Below are 13,670 nucleotides of genomic sequence, written 5' to 3' on the forward strand. Positions count from 1 at the left end.
TTTATTAATTACTTCTCGTTCCGGCGCTGTTGCTTACCGGCATTTCGTTGACCAGATTGTTGACCCTTGTCGTCATTTGTAACGTCACGTGGGCGCAAGTCTTCAGGGCGAACCCGGTTCTGATTTTGTCCGAAGACTGCAGAAGCCGGTTGGTGCAACAAATCATCGGCCCCCTTCTTGAGGACAAAGTTCTTGTTCACGTCGTCCTCCAACTTAGCATACATCAAATGCACGATGAATGCTTGCAAAACAACGGTAATTCCACCAACAATAAAGTAGAGTCCCAAGGCTCCGGATGAAATCAGGGTAATCCCAGCAATCATTACTGGTGAAATCCACATCATTTGTCCGGACGTCTTCTTCTGTTCGGCTGGCATATGAATCAATGACAGGTATGCTTGGGCGGCATAGATGACAAAAACGACCAATGACAGCAAAATTTCAGGCTTTGACAAAGGCAAACCGAAGAAAGTAGCCGTCTTCAAGCCATCGGCGTGTTGGATGGCCAGGTACAAACCAGAGAAAATTGGCAATTGAATCGCCATCGTCAACCAAGAAATCCCACCGGTCATGGAAACACCATTTTCACGGTACAAAGACATGGAAGCCATTGAAGCTGCTTGCTGTTCTTCTGGCGTCTTGGCGCTCTTAACAGCCGCTTGAACCTTCTCCAATTCGGGGCGCAACTTTTGCATCTTTAATGTTGATTTCGTTGTGTTGATTTGTTGGTTGACAAAGATTGGCAACAAAATCAAACGAATAATCGCCGTTAAAATGATAATCGCCCAACCAATAGCGTTGACACCACCAACCCACTTGGATAATTCCGTCAAAATGTGAGCAATTGGTGTCGAAACAAACCGATACATCCGGCCATGAACGCCGTAACCACCGGTCATCAAGTAAATATCTAACAGGACAAACAAAATCGTGAATGTCCGCTTTGCTGATTTCATGAAAAAATTCCTCTTTTAATAATTTAATTAGTCTTGACCATTATAACAAGAATGTTCGCGAAAAACTGTCTTTTCTGAAAACTGGTTGAACCAAATAAAAAAGGACCGGTTAGTCGATACGCTACAAATCCCCAAATTGGAAATTGACAGCCATTCAGCCAATCAGTCTTTTTGATGATCATCTGTTTCCTTAACCAGCGGGAAGCGCAGCCGGAAAACCGAACCGGATCCAAGCGCTGATTCAACCTGAACTTGGCCACCATAGGCAGCAACCATCTTTTTCACGATACTCAAGCCCAAACCATTGCCACCAGTTTGGTGTACCCGGGCTTTATCGACACGGTAAAAGCGGTCAAAAACGCGATCTAAATCCTCAGCAGCAATGCCCTGACCAAAATCTTGAACGCCAATATCGACCCAAGAACCGGATTCGGCCAAAGCTAGGTGAATCTCCTTCCGGTCAGTTGAGTACTTCAGAGCATTATCAATCAAAATAATGAGCAGTTGTTCCAAATGATCCGAACGCACTGCCACTTCGGCCGGAGCCCCCAAGGCATTGTCCAATGTCCAAGAAAAATCAGGATGGACCATCTGCAAGTCGTGGTAAACCCGTTCCAAAACAGGCGTTACCTCAGTCTTTTCGGGCTGGCTGCTAACCGTTAAGTTTTCAGCTCGGGTTAACATCAACATTTCGTTGACCAAGGTTTCCATCCGCGAAATTTCAGACAATGAAGAGTGAATGGAATCTTCTAATACCTCTGGGTCATCCTTCCCCCAGCGTTCCAACAGCTCCAAATGCCCCTTAACGATGGCCACTGGCGTCCGCAATTCATGCGAGACATCTGAGACAAAATCCTGCTGAGCATGGATAAGGCCTTGGACCTTATCCATCGTCTCGTTTTGCACCTGCCCCAAGTCATTGAGCTCCTTATTGTAGGCGACCGGCTTGACTCGGTCATCTGTCACAGGGTCCTCTTCAAAGGCCAGCATCGTTTCTTGTAACTTTTTAACTGGGCGCACCAAAAATTGAGCCAAAATCCAAGACAAACAAATCGTCCAAATCACGGCAACAATGACTAGAAAAGCCCACCAATGGCTCAGCTTTTCAATGGTCTCACCGTGAATATTCGGCCCTAAAATCAGATCCAGACAAAACAAAATCACGGCTAATAATAGTAAAAAGCCCACCGACAAGGCCAGCGTCAATAACGTCTGGATTGAAAGGGTCGGTGAGACATCTTTTGTTTTCTGCTTGCTTGCTTTCATCTTAGCTCCGCATTACATAGCCCGTTCCACGGACAGTCTGGATATAAGAAGTCTTTGATTCTGGGTCATCCAACTTATTACGCAAGTAACGGATATAAACATCGACAACGTTCGTTTCGATTTGTGTGTCAAAGCCCCAAACTTCTTTCAGTAACTTTTCCCGTGACTGAACAACATTAATATTTTCCACCAGCAGCAACAGCAAATCGTATTCACGCTTCGTCAAGTTAATCACTTGATCATCGCGACGGGCAATCCGATTTTCTTTTTCCAGTTGCAGGTTCTTAAAGCGGATAATCGAAGGTGACTTATCTGCTGGGTTTTGTTCAATATCAATTCGACGCAAAAGTGACCGCACGCGGGCCAAAAGTTCTTCAATGGCAAATGGCTTGACAACGTAGTCATCAGCCCCATAATCCAAACCTGAAACTCGATCAATCACGGAGTCACGCGCCGTCATCATAATGATTGGCGTCTTCTTGACTTCACGCAAGCGGCGAGCTACTTCAAAACCATTTAATTCTGGCAACATCAAATCAAGCAAAATCAGGTCGAAGTCCTCGTTTAGAGCCTTGTCCAAGCCCTCACGACCATTTAAGACCGTTTCCACGTCATAGCCTTCGTGCTTTAGCTCTAAACTGACGAACTTCGCCAAGTTTTCTTCATCTTCTACAATTAAAATCCGACTCATATTTTCCCTCACGACGTCCCTGGATGCTCAATAGCTCAAGCGCAATCGAACAAAAATGAATAAGTTTTAATCTTATTCTACCATAAACGTCAAAATTTTCTCATTTTTTAAAGAAATCATCCAGTTTTGACAGGCGGGGATCAAGAGCCTGTTTCTCATCTGTTGTTTCTTCTTTCTTTTCTTGCTCTTGTTTGGCAAAGTCCTCTTCCGAGATGACTTGCCAGTCTTGACCAGTTGGCAGGTCTGACCCTGCGGCTTCTTCTGCGGTCAAAATTTGACTTGGCAAAACGGCTACCAAATTATCTAAGATAACCGAATCCAAGTCCAGGCTGTTTTCTTCTAAGACGAAAACTGCCTCATCCTCATCAAAACGTTGTAACCGTTCTTCATCAGCCACATAGGTTTCATGGACATCAACATCGGTTGACCAATCAACCGGTGCAAGTGACCGTGATGATGGCAGGATTAAATCAGCATGAACACTGGCAGACAAAACGATGTCTTCGTTTGATAGTGTTTTAATGGTCCCCTTGACCTGCACGAATGGCGCCTTAATAATTAAATCAGAAAAACGCTCATCAATCAAATATTGTAGGTCTAATTTTTCATCAATTACTAATGGGCTTTGTTGAAACTTGGCTAATTGTTGTTTGGCGTACTTCATCATTTTACTCCTGACTTTGATAAATTGGCTTACGACCAACGTCTTGGCCCTGCCTGGCGTGGGTTTGACCAGCCAGCACCTGCCAGATTTGGCCGGCCTTATAATCTAATCGTAAATTAGCTTTCGCTAGTGACATATCAACTCGCGAAATAATTGGTAGCGTTGCCGTCCGCTTGACCTCACTCAAATAGGCCTGCCCCAAATCATTAAAGCCGAGCAAACGAATGTAAGAATCCGCCATGGCAGCCTGCATTTGATCGACTTTAATATTCAAAAGTGTGTACAACAACGTTCGTTGGATTCGGGCAAAGGTGTAGCGCTTGGTCTTGACTGATTTGATAAAAGACTGGTAGGACTGCGGTCCTTCAACGGCCGAAGCCACTCCGGCTAATCGGTGTTCCAAGCCCTCGGCCATTTGGTAAACCTGGCCCAATTGCCCAACTGTGTCGGTCAACAGACGATAGCGGAGCAACTCAAAGAAAGGCTTTTCAAAGGCTAAAGCAGTTGGCTTTGTCGATAAAGCCTCAAAGGCTTGGTCCGAAACCACCGGCCTAATTTTTTCAAACCTGCCCTTGTGAAGAGCAAGTCGAATTGAAGAGGCCGAAGCAATTGTCTGCCCCTCCTCAAAGGTCTGATCATGGTAGCCCGCTTCCAACCGACCAATTGGGTGCAATTGCATCGCTTGACCACTCGCAACCACGGCCTTGGCATAGGAAAATGCCAAAATATCATTTGGATCTTCCATTTTGAAACCAGTTCGCTCTTCTAGCTGCTGGGCATAGGCCGAAGCATAGGTCTGCGTCCGGTCAGTAAACTGCCCTTCACTTTCGATAGCCAAGGCCTGCTTGGCCAAATCAAGAAAGTCAACTTCCGGATGTTCCGAACCAAAAACAAGGTCTTTGACGCCCAGCGCTTGCAAAATTTGAATGGCGCCAGCCGCAAACAAGTGGCCAGGTTGCACCGCATAAAAGACCGGTAATTCAACCACCAAATCAGCACCTGCTGCCAAAGCCAGCTTGGTCCGCTCCCATTTATCCAGAATAGCTGGTTCACCACGCTGGACAAAGTTGCCAGACATCACCACGACTGCTAAATCAGCATTCGTTAGCTCTTTGGCTTTTTTGATGTGATAGGCGTGGCCGTTATGGAAGGGGTTATACTCTGCAATAATGCCGACTGCTTTCATGATTCTCCTCCTTTATGGGCCACAAAGAACCAGCGATCGTCTTGATCATCGGCCGTTTTACGGCCAAAATCAGCACTGATTTCCACTTGGTCAAAGCCAGCCTTGCGCAGGGCCTTTTGGTAGTAGGCCAGGTCGTAAGTCTGCTCATGATGGACTTCCCGCACTAAGTTAAAGGCGTCGATGCCCTCATTGTACAAAAAGAACTTTAAATCATGATCAACGGAATTCTTTTCTTCACCAGGAAAACTAGTCCACATAAAGATTTGATCCGGGTCATCATCATTGTTGTAGCAGTAATTATCATACAAAACGTTAACTTGGTAGGGCGTAATCACATCAAATAAGAAGGTGCCACCGGGTTCCAAGTGATCGTAGACCTGCTTAAGGCCCGCTTGAAAATCAGCTTTCCCAGGCAAGTAATTAAAGGTATCCGCAAAGGAAACAATGGCTGGATACTGTTCTTCCCAATCTGAAAAATCGCGAATATCGGCCTCCAACAAACGTAGGTCAACATTCGCCTCTTCGGCATGCTTTTGCGCCAAGGAGAGCATGGCGGGTGCCATATCTAAGAGATCAACCGTAAAGCCCCTTTTTGCCAGTAAAACAGCCAGGCGACCAGCGCCACCACCCAAATCAAGGATTTTACTAGCGGGCAGACGGTCTTCAACAAAGTGCTGCCAGTCCACGTACAAATCACCATCGAAGAGGTTGTCATAGAGGCTAGCAAAGGTTTGGTATGGTGCATTATTTTCGTCAGTCATCTTTTTCTCACTTAAACAACATTGGCTGGTGGCTAGTCTATAACAGACCAACCCCCAGCCAGATATCTTACTGATTAATTAATATACTTCTTCTGCGAGGTAATTCGTTAAGTCGACATTTTCAGCATCGAACCAGAGACGGTCCAGGTGGTAGAAATCACGAGACTCTTCATCAAAAACATGGACAATAATATCACCAAGGTCTAATGAAACCCATTCGGCACGGTCATAGCCCTCAATATTGAGTACCTGTCCCCCGGCCTTTTGAACTTCTTCCTTGACTTCACGAACAATCGCTTGCACCTGACGGCTAGAACCCGCCGATGCAATCACAAAGTAGTCGGCCAGCAAGGACACCTTTTGCATATCTAAGGCGGTGATACGATCACCATGCTTGCTATCAATGGCGGAAACGACTGTTTGCAACAAATCCTTTGAATTGATGATTGTCATGTAAACTCCTTCTTATTCTGCAAAATGACGAGCCCAGTCATTATAACTGGTGAAGGTCTTGGGATAGATCACGTTACCATTCTCGGCCAAAAACGAGAGGGTGTGCTGTAATTGATAAAAGACACCCCGGTCCAAGGACTTATCCGTGATTTCTCGGGCTTCTTTAACGCCAGGAAAATCACGACCAGTTTCCAAGTAATCGGCCATGAAAACAATCTTAGCTAAAGTCGGCATCTCAACACCTTCTCCAGTTGTGTGCAACCGAACCGCATCCAAAATGGCTGGATCATCAATCCCCAGCTCATCTTGAATCATTTCTGCCCCAACAACACCGTGCCAAATAGCGCGACTCCAATTTTTCAAATCAGGATCCAAGTGAAAACGATCAATGGCTGTCAAAAAGTCCTCAGCAGGCCGTTCTTTGGCATAATCGTGAACCAAACCGGCCAAGGCCGCTTGGTTTTCATCGACACCATTTTCTTGAGCCAACTTACGGGCATAATCTGAAACGCGTAAGCAATGTTGGAACCGGCCATCTGAAAGCTGGGCCGAAACCTTTTTTTCAACTGCATGCAACTCTTCTTCAAAAGCTGTCATCTGTTCCCCCCTCTTCACAAAATTTAGTGGAAAAGTCCTCTGTCTAACGAATCTTTTCCACTTCAACTGAATACTTGACATACTTGGCATCGGTTGCAGGTTCGTACAAGACCAAAGTCTTTCCAATCACCTGGGCAACCGTCACCGTTGATTCTTCTTCAATAAAGGCAGCCAAGTCCTTGGCTGACCAGTCGCTTCCCTGCTGCAAGTTGACCTTAATCAGCTCACGCTTAGCCAACGCCTTTTTGACTTCTGCCAACCATTCCTGGTTAGCTCCAGCTTTCCCAACAGAGAAGATTGGTGTTAGTCCATTTGCTTGTGACCGCAAGTAGCGTTTTTGTTTTCCAGTTAAATTTTGCATTAAATCATTGCCTTTCGTAAGAAGACCCCCACTCCCTTAGGAGCATAGGCCTGAACGTGAATCCCAGCTGGCAGGGTAATAAAGCCCAAACCAGCATAGACCAAGTCCGTCTTTTCGTTAATTTTAAATTCGTATTTAGCAAAGGCAACATTGTCATCAGCTGGTGCCGGTGTCAATAGTTGTCCCTTGTGCTTTGTGTAGAAATCATCTGCACCCTGACGCTTCGTACGGTGAATCATTAGATTATTTTCAAAGTAGGCCGTAACGGCTGCTTTTGCTCCGTCCGCAGGACCAGTCACTAAATCAAAGCGCGCTAAGGCCCCAAAGAAAAGCGTCTGATCCGGATTTAATTGATAAGTCCGGGCCTTAATCTCAGCCTTTGGCAACACATACTTTAAATCTTTTTCAGTCACAAAATGAGCATACTGATCTTTTTTAATAATCCCGGGAGTGTCGATCAAAGACTGCCCATCATCTAACGGAATGGCAATCTGATCTAGAGTCGTTCCTGGGAAACGTGAAGTCGTAATTAGTTCTTGGACGCCTGTTTTCGACTTAATAATTTGGTTAATCAAAGTTGATTTACCAACATTGGTTGTCCCAACGACGTAAACATCACGACCAGCCCGCAGTGTATCAATTTTATCTAAAATTTGATCCAAATTCTTTGGGTGGGCAGCAGAAACAAGCTCAATCCCAACCGGGTTAATTCCCTGTTCTTTCAGCTGTCCTTGGACCCAATGCTTTAACTTATGATCTTTTAAGGATTTCGGTAGCAGGTCAACCTTGTTAGCAAGGACCAAAATTGGATTATCTTGGCCAACAAAACGTGGCAATCCAGGAATCGTTGATCCTGAAAAATCAAACAAATCCAAGACATAGACAATCAACGACTTCGTCTTAGAAACCTGGTGAAGCAAATTCGCAAAGTCATCATCCGTTAATTCAACGGGTTGAATTTCATTATAATGACGCAAACGGAAGCAACGTTGGCACAGTAATTCTTCGGCCATTAATTGCTTCTTCAAGGCAGAAAGGGGCAAAAAGCCAGCCTCTTCCTTATGATCAATTTGCATTTTAGCGCCACAACCAATGCAGTATAATCCCTCAGCCAAAGCTTCTTGAACCTCTTCATCCGTTGCAATCGTTTGCACTTGTTCTTGCTCAAATTCTTTTTCTGTCATTAATTTTTATCATTTTCCCTAGCAAAAACAGCTTCCTTGAAAGTTGCGTGCCAGATTAGCGGGTGTTTTTGACTATAAATCAGCTTTTTAGCTAGCTTTTCCAGTGATCGGTTAAGCCAAGTTTGCCACATATCTGATTCGACCAATTGCTTGACCAAAACTGATTTAACACCAGCCAAGTGGGCTGCCCAAACATCAGTTAACATTTGGTCGCCAACCATCAACACATTCTCTTTTTGCAAACCCTGCTTCTTAAGGACCTTCAAAATGCCACGTGGCATCGGTTTCAAAGACCAGGCTACATAATCGACTTCTAAACCAGAAACGGCCTTTTCGACCCGATCCCAGGTGTTATTTGAAACGACCACAACCTCGATTCCGGCTGCTTTAATTTCCTTTAACCAGGCATGCAATTCTGGTGTCCCATTGGGGTTATTCCAAGCCAGCAACGTATTATCTAAGTCTGTTAACACGGCCTTGATGCCTTGGTCTTTTAACTCCGCCACCGATAAGTTATAAACGGATTCAACCGTATAGGTGGGCTTTAAAAAATTAAGGGGCATATCTGTCTTCCTTTTTTATTTCCTTAGTCCCTATTATACACGATTAGGCCTTCTTTCGAGCAAAAAAGGACCCCTTGACGGGGCCCTTTTGTTTTCCGATTTTTAAAGCTTAGTACCAACCATTACTTTGGAAATGGCTAATAGCATTTGCTACAGAACCATAGCGGGCAGCAATATAAGCCTGCATAGCCTGTAATTGGACGGCATAATTACCTTGGTAGTTTTGGCCAGGTACATAAGTTGCATAGGCCGCTGGAGACAATTGTCCAATACCGTAGAATTGTCCGTTTTGTGCATTCACGTTTCCACCTGATTCACGAGAAATCAACCAGTTAATGTCACCAGAAGCTGTTGAAGCTGCTGATGTCGTTGCTGTTGATGCGGAAGAAGTTGATGCAGCTGCCGTGCTTGTCGATGAAGCTTGGGCAGCAGTTGAAGTGGCCACAGGCGTAGCTTGCGCTGCCTGAGTTGTCGTTGCCGACAACGAAGTCACTTGGCTTTGACTGTTGGATGTGTCGTCAGATGCACTGGCAGTGTCATCATCAGATGAAGCAACAGTCTGGCTAGCTGCAGTATTTTCCAAGCTCTTGAGATTATCAACAGATGAAACGGCAGTAGAAACCTTCTTGGTGTTCACTGAGTCAGTAACCTTGACCGCTTGGTCAGAGGTTGATTTTCCTTTATTAAATTGTGTGTTGGCGGCAGTCAGTGCTAAACCGGCTACGGCCATACTTGTAAGTAAAACTTTATTAAACATCATGGTTATTATTTTCCCCAATCAATATTACACGAATATTAAAGCAGATAACGCTTCCGTAACGTTCGTCAGGAAAATATACAAACACACTATGTTTTGTATAAGAACTACTCGATTTCGAGAAATTCGCGTTTATCTAAGTGTCATTTCTTTCGATTTAGCCACCAGTAAAGTGGCAAACCAGCTAGAACTATGATAACCGAAATTCCGATTCCATGCAAATCGTTAATAATTTCAGAAATCTCAACGTAGAGTGAACCCAAGATAGCCACAATTGGGATGATTGGGTACAACGGCATTGAGAAAGTTCTTTTCAGTCCATTTGGATCTTGTCGGCGCAATTTAAAGGCACCGATAAAAACCAAGATGTAAAACAAGAAAGTCACGAAGATCGCGTAATCCGATAATTGGTCAGGATTAGTCAAGGCCATCATCAGGTAAGCAATGACAATCATTAGCCAAATTGCGGCATTCGGCGTCTTGGACTTGTGATTGATTGTAGCAAAAGTCTTAGCAAAAGGAAAATCGCCTTTTTTAGCCATCACATACAAAATTCGTGGAAACGAGACAACCTTCCCATTCAAAGTACCGATTAACGAAATCAAAACCGCCACCGACAAGACACGACCGCCCCAATAACCAAAGGCATTCGTGGCCATCTTCAATGTGGTATTTTCACCTAGAGCAACAATTTCATTAGCAGTTAATGAACGATAGGCCCCATAAGAAATCCCCATATAAGCGACAATGACAATTAAGATTCCAGTAATAATTGCCTTTGGCAAAACCTTTTGCGGATTTCTGATTTCACCAGAAATATTTGCCAATGTCACCCAGCCATCATAGGCAAAGAGAGTGGCCAAAACGGCGACTCCAAAACCACCAGCACTTGAGTGCGACATGGTCGTCACCATCTGACCTAAGGCATCATGCTTCCCAAAGAAAAGACCGAAAATAATCAAGGCAATAATCGGCAGCATCTTAATCACAGTTGTTAAAACCTGGAAGCCAGCTGAGAAATGGTTTGGAATGGAATTTAACAGGCCAACCAAAGCGAGGGCCACCATTCCAGCAGGTAATGCCCAGACACTCTTTAAGCCAAACAGAGAAACAAATAAAACACCAAAGTAGGCAGAAATCGCCCCCATCATTGCTGGGCCATAGAAAATTACCTGCATCCAACCAGCCAAGTAGCCGGTTGTTTTGCCATATAGATGGGTCAAATAAGAATAAATCCCACCGGTTTCTGCCATTTGTGAACCAACTTCGGCTACTGTCATGCCGGCAGTTAAGGTCAGAATTCCTCCCGCCAACCAGGCCCAAAGGGCAGTATTCGTGTCACCTGCGGTTTGCAGGACGGATCCCTGCTTAAAGAAAATCCCAGAACCGATGATGGTTCCGATCACTAATGCTAACGATGACCAGAGGCCAAATCCTCTGTTCAACTTTTCTTCTTCTGCCATGAGTGGCCCTCCAATTTAGATTAAAATTCAACATTACTATTCTAGCATACCTTCGGACATTCTGACTATATTTCCTCATAATCATTTTAATATAATAAAAAAGCCGAACGATGTCAGCTTTTTATCCGATTTTATTTCTTTATATTTATCGAAAGGTTGAAAAAAGATACCATAATATTCTAACGAAACTCCCCTTAAAAGGCAAGAAAAAAAGGACCTTGCGGTCCAATTTCATGCTAATTTTAGAGTTCTTGCTTCAAATCCTCTGGGTCAAAGAGGTGCAAAACCTTAACGAAAATAAATTGAGTCAACAAACCTACCACAACCGGAATAACTACCCAGGCCAATAGCCCAACAATTGGTGAGATAAAGTTATTCATGACTGAACTTGGTACGGCAGCATCCTTAATCATTGATTGTAATGGTGAAACCAAACCAATGTAACCAAAGCCGGCCGTTGTTGGTGTTCCTTGGATGTCAAAGAGTGCCACTGCGATACTTGATAATGCCCCCGCAAACATGAAGGACAAAATCATCACAGGCTTCTTAAAGATCGAAGGCATCATTCCCTTCATCGCTCCCAAGAAGATAGCAACCGTTGTCCCCTTCTTGTTCACCTTCCATGAGTTCAAAAGCAAAATGATGGTTGTTGCAACCACACCCATGGCTGCGGCACCAGAAGCCATTCCGTGCAAGTTAATGGCCAAGGCAATTCCAACTGTTGAAATCGGCGTGATGATAATCACGGCAAAAGCCATTCCAATCAAGATAGCCATTGGCAATGGGGCTAACTTGGTGAAGACTTCCACCATATCCCCAATCCAAGTCGTAATTCGGGCAACGTAAGGTGCAATCACCTTACCAAACAAACCAACGCCACCAGCAACAATAATTGGTGACAAGATAATCGCTACTGAGCCAAAACCGGCCAGATAGCGGTCAACCAGCCAAATAGCCAAAACAGCTAGACCAGCAACCAACATCGCATTGATCACATCACCAGCGCCGTTAGCAACAAAGAGCCGCGTTGGAACAGCCAACGTCTTACCAGAAACGGGTTGTACCGTACCCGCCTTAACCATTGCCCATTGAATTGAGTTTGATGCAGCAACTGTTGCCAGTGCCACAACCCCCGTATCAAGAGCCTTCATCTTGAAGTTCATGGCCACGGCCATTCCGATTAAGAATGGAATCATTGAAGTAAAGAGTGTCAAAATTGCTGAGTAATCAGCCCCAAGGGTTGTCTTTCCCAAACCTGAGAATTGGATGATGTACTTCATCACGGCTGATGGTAACACACCAATTAAGATTCCTTGAGCAGATCCGGAAAGAACCTTAAAGAAAAAGTCCTTCACGCCCAATGGCGTTTTACCGGAAAATTGTTCTGTTGTTGTCATATTTTTTCCTCCGCTTCACGTTTCGTAATTGTGAAGTTTTTATATTGCATAAAATAGTATAACAGGTCTGTTTGAAATTGTGAAGACCGTTACAGGATTTCTTGCGCCTCTCATCCTAATTTAATAGACTTTTACTTGTTTATAATCATTATTATTTCACTTTTAAATCACAAAAATATAACGTGAAAAATGTAACTAATACCACAATGTTCGGAATTTACCTAATTTAACCCACAAAAAAAGCTCAAACTATTCCTAATTTGAGCTAGAATCCTTAATATTTTAAAGCGTTATCTGGCGTTTCACCATTTGCAAAAGCAACGGCAGCACTCATTGATTGATAAACCATCTCATGAATGGCTTTCGTTGTATAAAAGGCAACGTGTGGCGTGATTAAGACGTTGTCACGCGTAATCAAATCAGCCAACTTGTCATCTGGCAACTTTTCATGCGACCAATCATGATCAAAGATGCCAACTTCTTCTTCATAAACATCCAAAGCCAAATCAGAAATCTTACCAGAATCCAAGGCAGCAATGGCGGCATCCGTATCGATCAGGTTGCCTCGTGATGTATTAACAATCACAACGCCATCCTTCATCTTGGCAAGACTTTCTTCATTAACTAAATGAACGTTTTCGGGAACGCCTGGCACGTGCAATGAAATGGCATCGGCCTGAGCAAAGAGTTCATCTAAAGTATCAACGTACAATCCCTCTTCTTGCAACTCCTTGTTTGGGTACTTGTCGTAAGCAATTACCTTAGCACCGAAACCCTTCAAGATGTTAATAGCCTTACGACCAATATTACCAGTACCAATAACACCAACAGTTTGCATCCGGACCTCGCGACCAATCGTTGGTGCCCAGCGCAAGTCGTGCTTAGCAACCTTTGCATCCATTGGCTTCGTCCGGCGAAGCAAACGAGACAGTTGAATCATCGCATGTTCGGCAATGGCATTTGGTGAATAAACTGGAACGTTTGAAAGGTTAAAGCCTAAACGCTTAGCAGCTTCAAAATCAATTGTTTCCGTTCCGACATTACGTAGAGATAGGTTCTTGATGCCTAAATCAGCCAAGCCTTCTAAGACATCTGCCCCATAAGGGTCGAGCTGCAAAGTTACAACAGAATTAGCTCCCTTAGCCAGAGCAACTGTATCAGCGGTCAACACTTCGTTCGTGTAATCAACCTCAACAGTAGGATTTTCTTCTTGCCAGCTTTTCAAAGCTGGTACTTCGTCGTCACGAATTCCATAAGCAAAAACTTTCATTTCGACCTCCATTAATCGAGTTATTTATCGCTAAAAGTATAATACGCTCTTTTAATTAAAAGGTCAACTAAATTGCCCAATTATAAAAATCTAATTTAGTT

At 44.1% G+C, this 13,670-nt stretch carries 15 protein-coding genes; all 15 read right to left on the reverse strand.

Annotated features, from left to right (window positions below; translation table 11 throughout):
• Nucleotides 1–8: 8 nt before the first annotated feature.
• On the reverse strand, nt 9–956 hold the full coding sequence (gene yidC, locus AABI08_RS04760) for a membrane protein insertase YidC (protein WP_338344028.1): 948 nt from the start codon (nt 954–956) through the stop codon (nt 9–11).
• Between the two features lie 162 nt (nt 957–1,118).
• Nucleotides 1,119–2,222 carry a sensor histidine kinase gene (locus tag AABI08_RS04765; RefSeq protein WP_338344027.1) on the reverse strand — a complete coding sequence of 368 codons (1,104 nt, stop codon included), beginning with the start codon at nt 2,220–2,222 and terminating at the stop codon, nt 1,119–1,121.
• 1 nt (nt 2,223) lies between these two features.
• The gene (locus AABI08_RS04770; RefSeq protein ID WP_047974306.1) at nt 2,224–2,913 is read right to left on the reverse strand and encodes a response regulator transcription factor; all 690 of its coding nucleotides are present in this window, start codon (nt 2,911–2,913) and stop codon (nt 2,224–2,226) included.
• A gap of 100 nt (nt 2,914–3,013) precedes the next feature.
• Nucleotides 3,014–3,577: a YceD family protein gene (locus AABI08_RS04775; protein ID WP_338344026.1), complete on the reverse strand. Its 564-nt coding sequence runs from the start codon at nt 3,575–3,577 to the stop codon at nt 3,014–3,016.
• A 4-nt stretch (nt 3,578–3,581) separates the two neighbouring features.
• Nucleotides 3,582–4,763, reverse strand: a complete 1,182-nt coding sequence (locus tag AABI08_RS04780; protein WP_338344372.1) for a nucleotidyltransferase — start codon at nt 4,761–4,763, stop codon at nt 3,582–3,584.
• Entirely contained in the window at nt 4,760–5,524 is a 765-nt protein-coding gene (locus tag AABI08_RS04785; protein WP_338344024.1) for a class I SAM-dependent methyltransferase, read from the reverse strand. The genes AABI08_RS04780 and AABI08_RS04785 overlap by 4 nt, the downstream gene beginning before the upstream one ends.
• A 78-nt stretch (nt 5,525–5,602) precedes the next feature.
• The gene (gene rsfS / locus AABI08_RS04790) at nt 5,603–5,977 is read right to left on the reverse strand and encodes a ribosome silencing factor (protein ID WP_338344023.1); all 375 of its coding nucleotides are present in this window, start codon (nt 5,975–5,977) and stop codon (nt 5,603–5,605) included.
• A gap of 12 nt (nt 5,978–5,989) precedes the next feature.
• A complete protein-coding gene (yqeK, locus tag AABI08_RS04795; RefSeq protein WP_338344022.1) occupies nt 5,990–6,574 on the reverse strand; it encodes a bis(5'-nucleosyl)-tetraphosphatase (symmetrical) YqeK in 585 nt (194 codons plus the stop codon).
• Nucleotides 6,575–6,617: 43 nt separating this feature from the next.
• Complete coding sequence (yhbY, locus tag AABI08_RS04800) at nt 6,618–6,935, reverse strand: ribosome assembly RNA-binding protein YhbY (protein WP_047974300.1); 318 nt, start codon at nt 6,933–6,935, stop codon at nt 6,618–6,620.
• The gene (yqeH, locus tag AABI08_RS04805; RefSeq protein ID WP_338344052.1) at nt 6,935–8,089 is read right to left on the reverse strand and encodes a ribosome biogenesis GTPase YqeH; all 1,155 of its coding nucleotides are present in this window, start codon (nt 8,087–8,089) and stop codon (nt 6,935–6,937) included. The genes yhbY and yqeH overlap by 1 nt, the downstream gene beginning before the upstream one ends.
• A gap of 29 nt (nt 8,090–8,118) precedes the next feature.
• Nucleotides 8,119–8,682, reverse strand: coding sequence for a YqeG family HAD IIIA-type phosphatase (locus tag AABI08_RS04810; protein ID WP_338344021.1), 564 nt, complete (start codon nt 8,680–8,682; stop codon nt 8,119–8,121).
• Nucleotides 8,683–8,791: 109 nt separating this feature from the next.
• Nucleotides 8,792–9,439, reverse strand: coding sequence for an aggregation-promoting factor C-terminal-like domain-containing protein (locus AABI08_RS04815; protein WP_421823502.1), 648 nt, complete (start codon nt 9,437–9,439; stop codon nt 8,792–8,794).
• A gap of 143 nt (nt 9,440–9,582) precedes the next feature.
• A complete protein-coding gene (locus tag AABI08_RS04820; RefSeq protein ID WP_338344377.1) occupies nt 9,583–10,902 on the reverse strand; it encodes an APC family permease in 1,320 nt (439 codons plus the stop codon).
• Between the two features lie 242 nt (nt 10,903–11,144).
• Nucleotides 11,145–12,299 carry a PTS sugar transporter subunit IIC gene (locus AABI08_RS04825; protein WP_338344018.1) on the reverse strand — a complete coding sequence of 385 codons (1,155 nt, stop codon included), beginning with the start codon at nt 12,297–12,299 and terminating at the stop codon, nt 11,145–11,147.
• Nucleotides 12,300–12,573: 274 nt separating this feature from the next.
• Nucleotides 12,574–13,569, reverse strand: a complete 996-nt coding sequence (locus tag AABI08_RS04830) for a D-2-hydroxyacid dehydrogenase (RefSeq protein ID WP_338344017.1) — start codon at nt 13,567–13,569, stop codon at nt 12,574–12,576.
• Between the last annotated feature and the right edge of the window lie 101 nt (nt 13,570–13,670).

The sequence above is a fragment of the Fructobacillus evanidus genome, from assembly GCF_963580165.1.
Taxonomy (GTDB): domain Bacteria; phylum Bacillota; class Bacilli; order Lactobacillales; family Lactobacillaceae; genus Fructobacillus; species Fructobacillus evanidus.

What these genes read in the sequence shown, in the direction of transcription:
- yqeK (WP_338344022.1), bottom strand. Translation starts at nt 6,574, where the DNA reads ATGACAGCTTTTGAAGAAGAGTTGCATGCAGTTGAAAAAAAGGTTTCG.
- AABI08_RS04820 (WP_338344377.1), bottom strand. Translation starts at nt 10,902, where the DNA reads ATGGCAGAAGAAGAAAAGTTGAACAGAGGATTTGGCCTCTGGTCATCG.
- yidC (WP_338344028.1), bottom strand. Translation starts at nt 956, where the DNA reads ATGAAATCAGCAAAGCGGACATTCACGATTTTGTTTGTCCTGTTAGAT.
- AABI08_RS04780 (WP_338344372.1), bottom strand. Translation starts at nt 4,763, where the DNA reads ATGAAAGCAGTCGGCATTATTGCAGAGTATAACCCCTTCCATAACGGC.
- AABI08_RS04775 (WP_338344026.1), bottom strand. Translation starts at nt 3,577, where the DNA reads ATGAAGTACGCCAAACAACAATTAGCCAAGTTTCAACAAAGCCCATTA.
- AABI08_RS04770 (WP_047974306.1), bottom strand. Translation starts at nt 2,913, where the DNA reads ATGAGTCGGATTTTAATTGTAGAAGATGAAGAAAACTTGGCGAAGTTC.
- AABI08_RS04785 (WP_338344024.1), bottom strand. Translation starts at nt 5,524, where the DNA reads ATGACTGACGAAAATAATGCACCATACCAAACCTTTGCTAGCCTCTAT.
- AABI08_RS04830 (WP_338344017.1), bottom strand. Translation starts at nt 13,569, where the DNA reads ATGAAAGTTTTTGCTTATGGAATTCGTGACGACGAAGTACCAGCTTTG.
- rsfS (WP_338344023.1), bottom strand. Translation starts at nt 5,977, where the DNA reads ATGACAATCATCAATTCAAAGGATTTGTTGCAAACAGTCGTTTCCGCC.
- AABI08_RS04815 (WP_421823502.1), bottom strand. Translation starts at nt 9,439, where the DNA reads ATGTTTAATAAAGTTTTACTTACAAGTATGGCCGTAGCCGGTTTAGCA.
- AABI08_RS04825 (WP_338344018.1), bottom strand. Translation starts at nt 12,299, where the DNA reads ATGACAACAACAGAACAATTTTCCGGTAAAACGCCATTGGGCGTGAAG.
- yhbY (WP_047974300.1), bottom strand. Translation starts at nt 6,935, where the DNA reads ATGCAAAATTTAACTGGAAAACAAAAACGCTACTTGCGGTCACAAGCA.
- AABI08_RS04810 (WP_338344021.1), bottom strand. Translation starts at nt 8,682, where the DNA reads ATGCCCCTTAATTTTTTAAAGCCCACCTATACGGTTGAATCCGTTTAT.
- AABI08_RS04765 (WP_338344027.1), bottom strand. Translation starts at nt 2,222, where the DNA reads ATGAAAGCAAGCAAGCAGAAAACAAAAGATGTCTCACCGACCCTTTCA.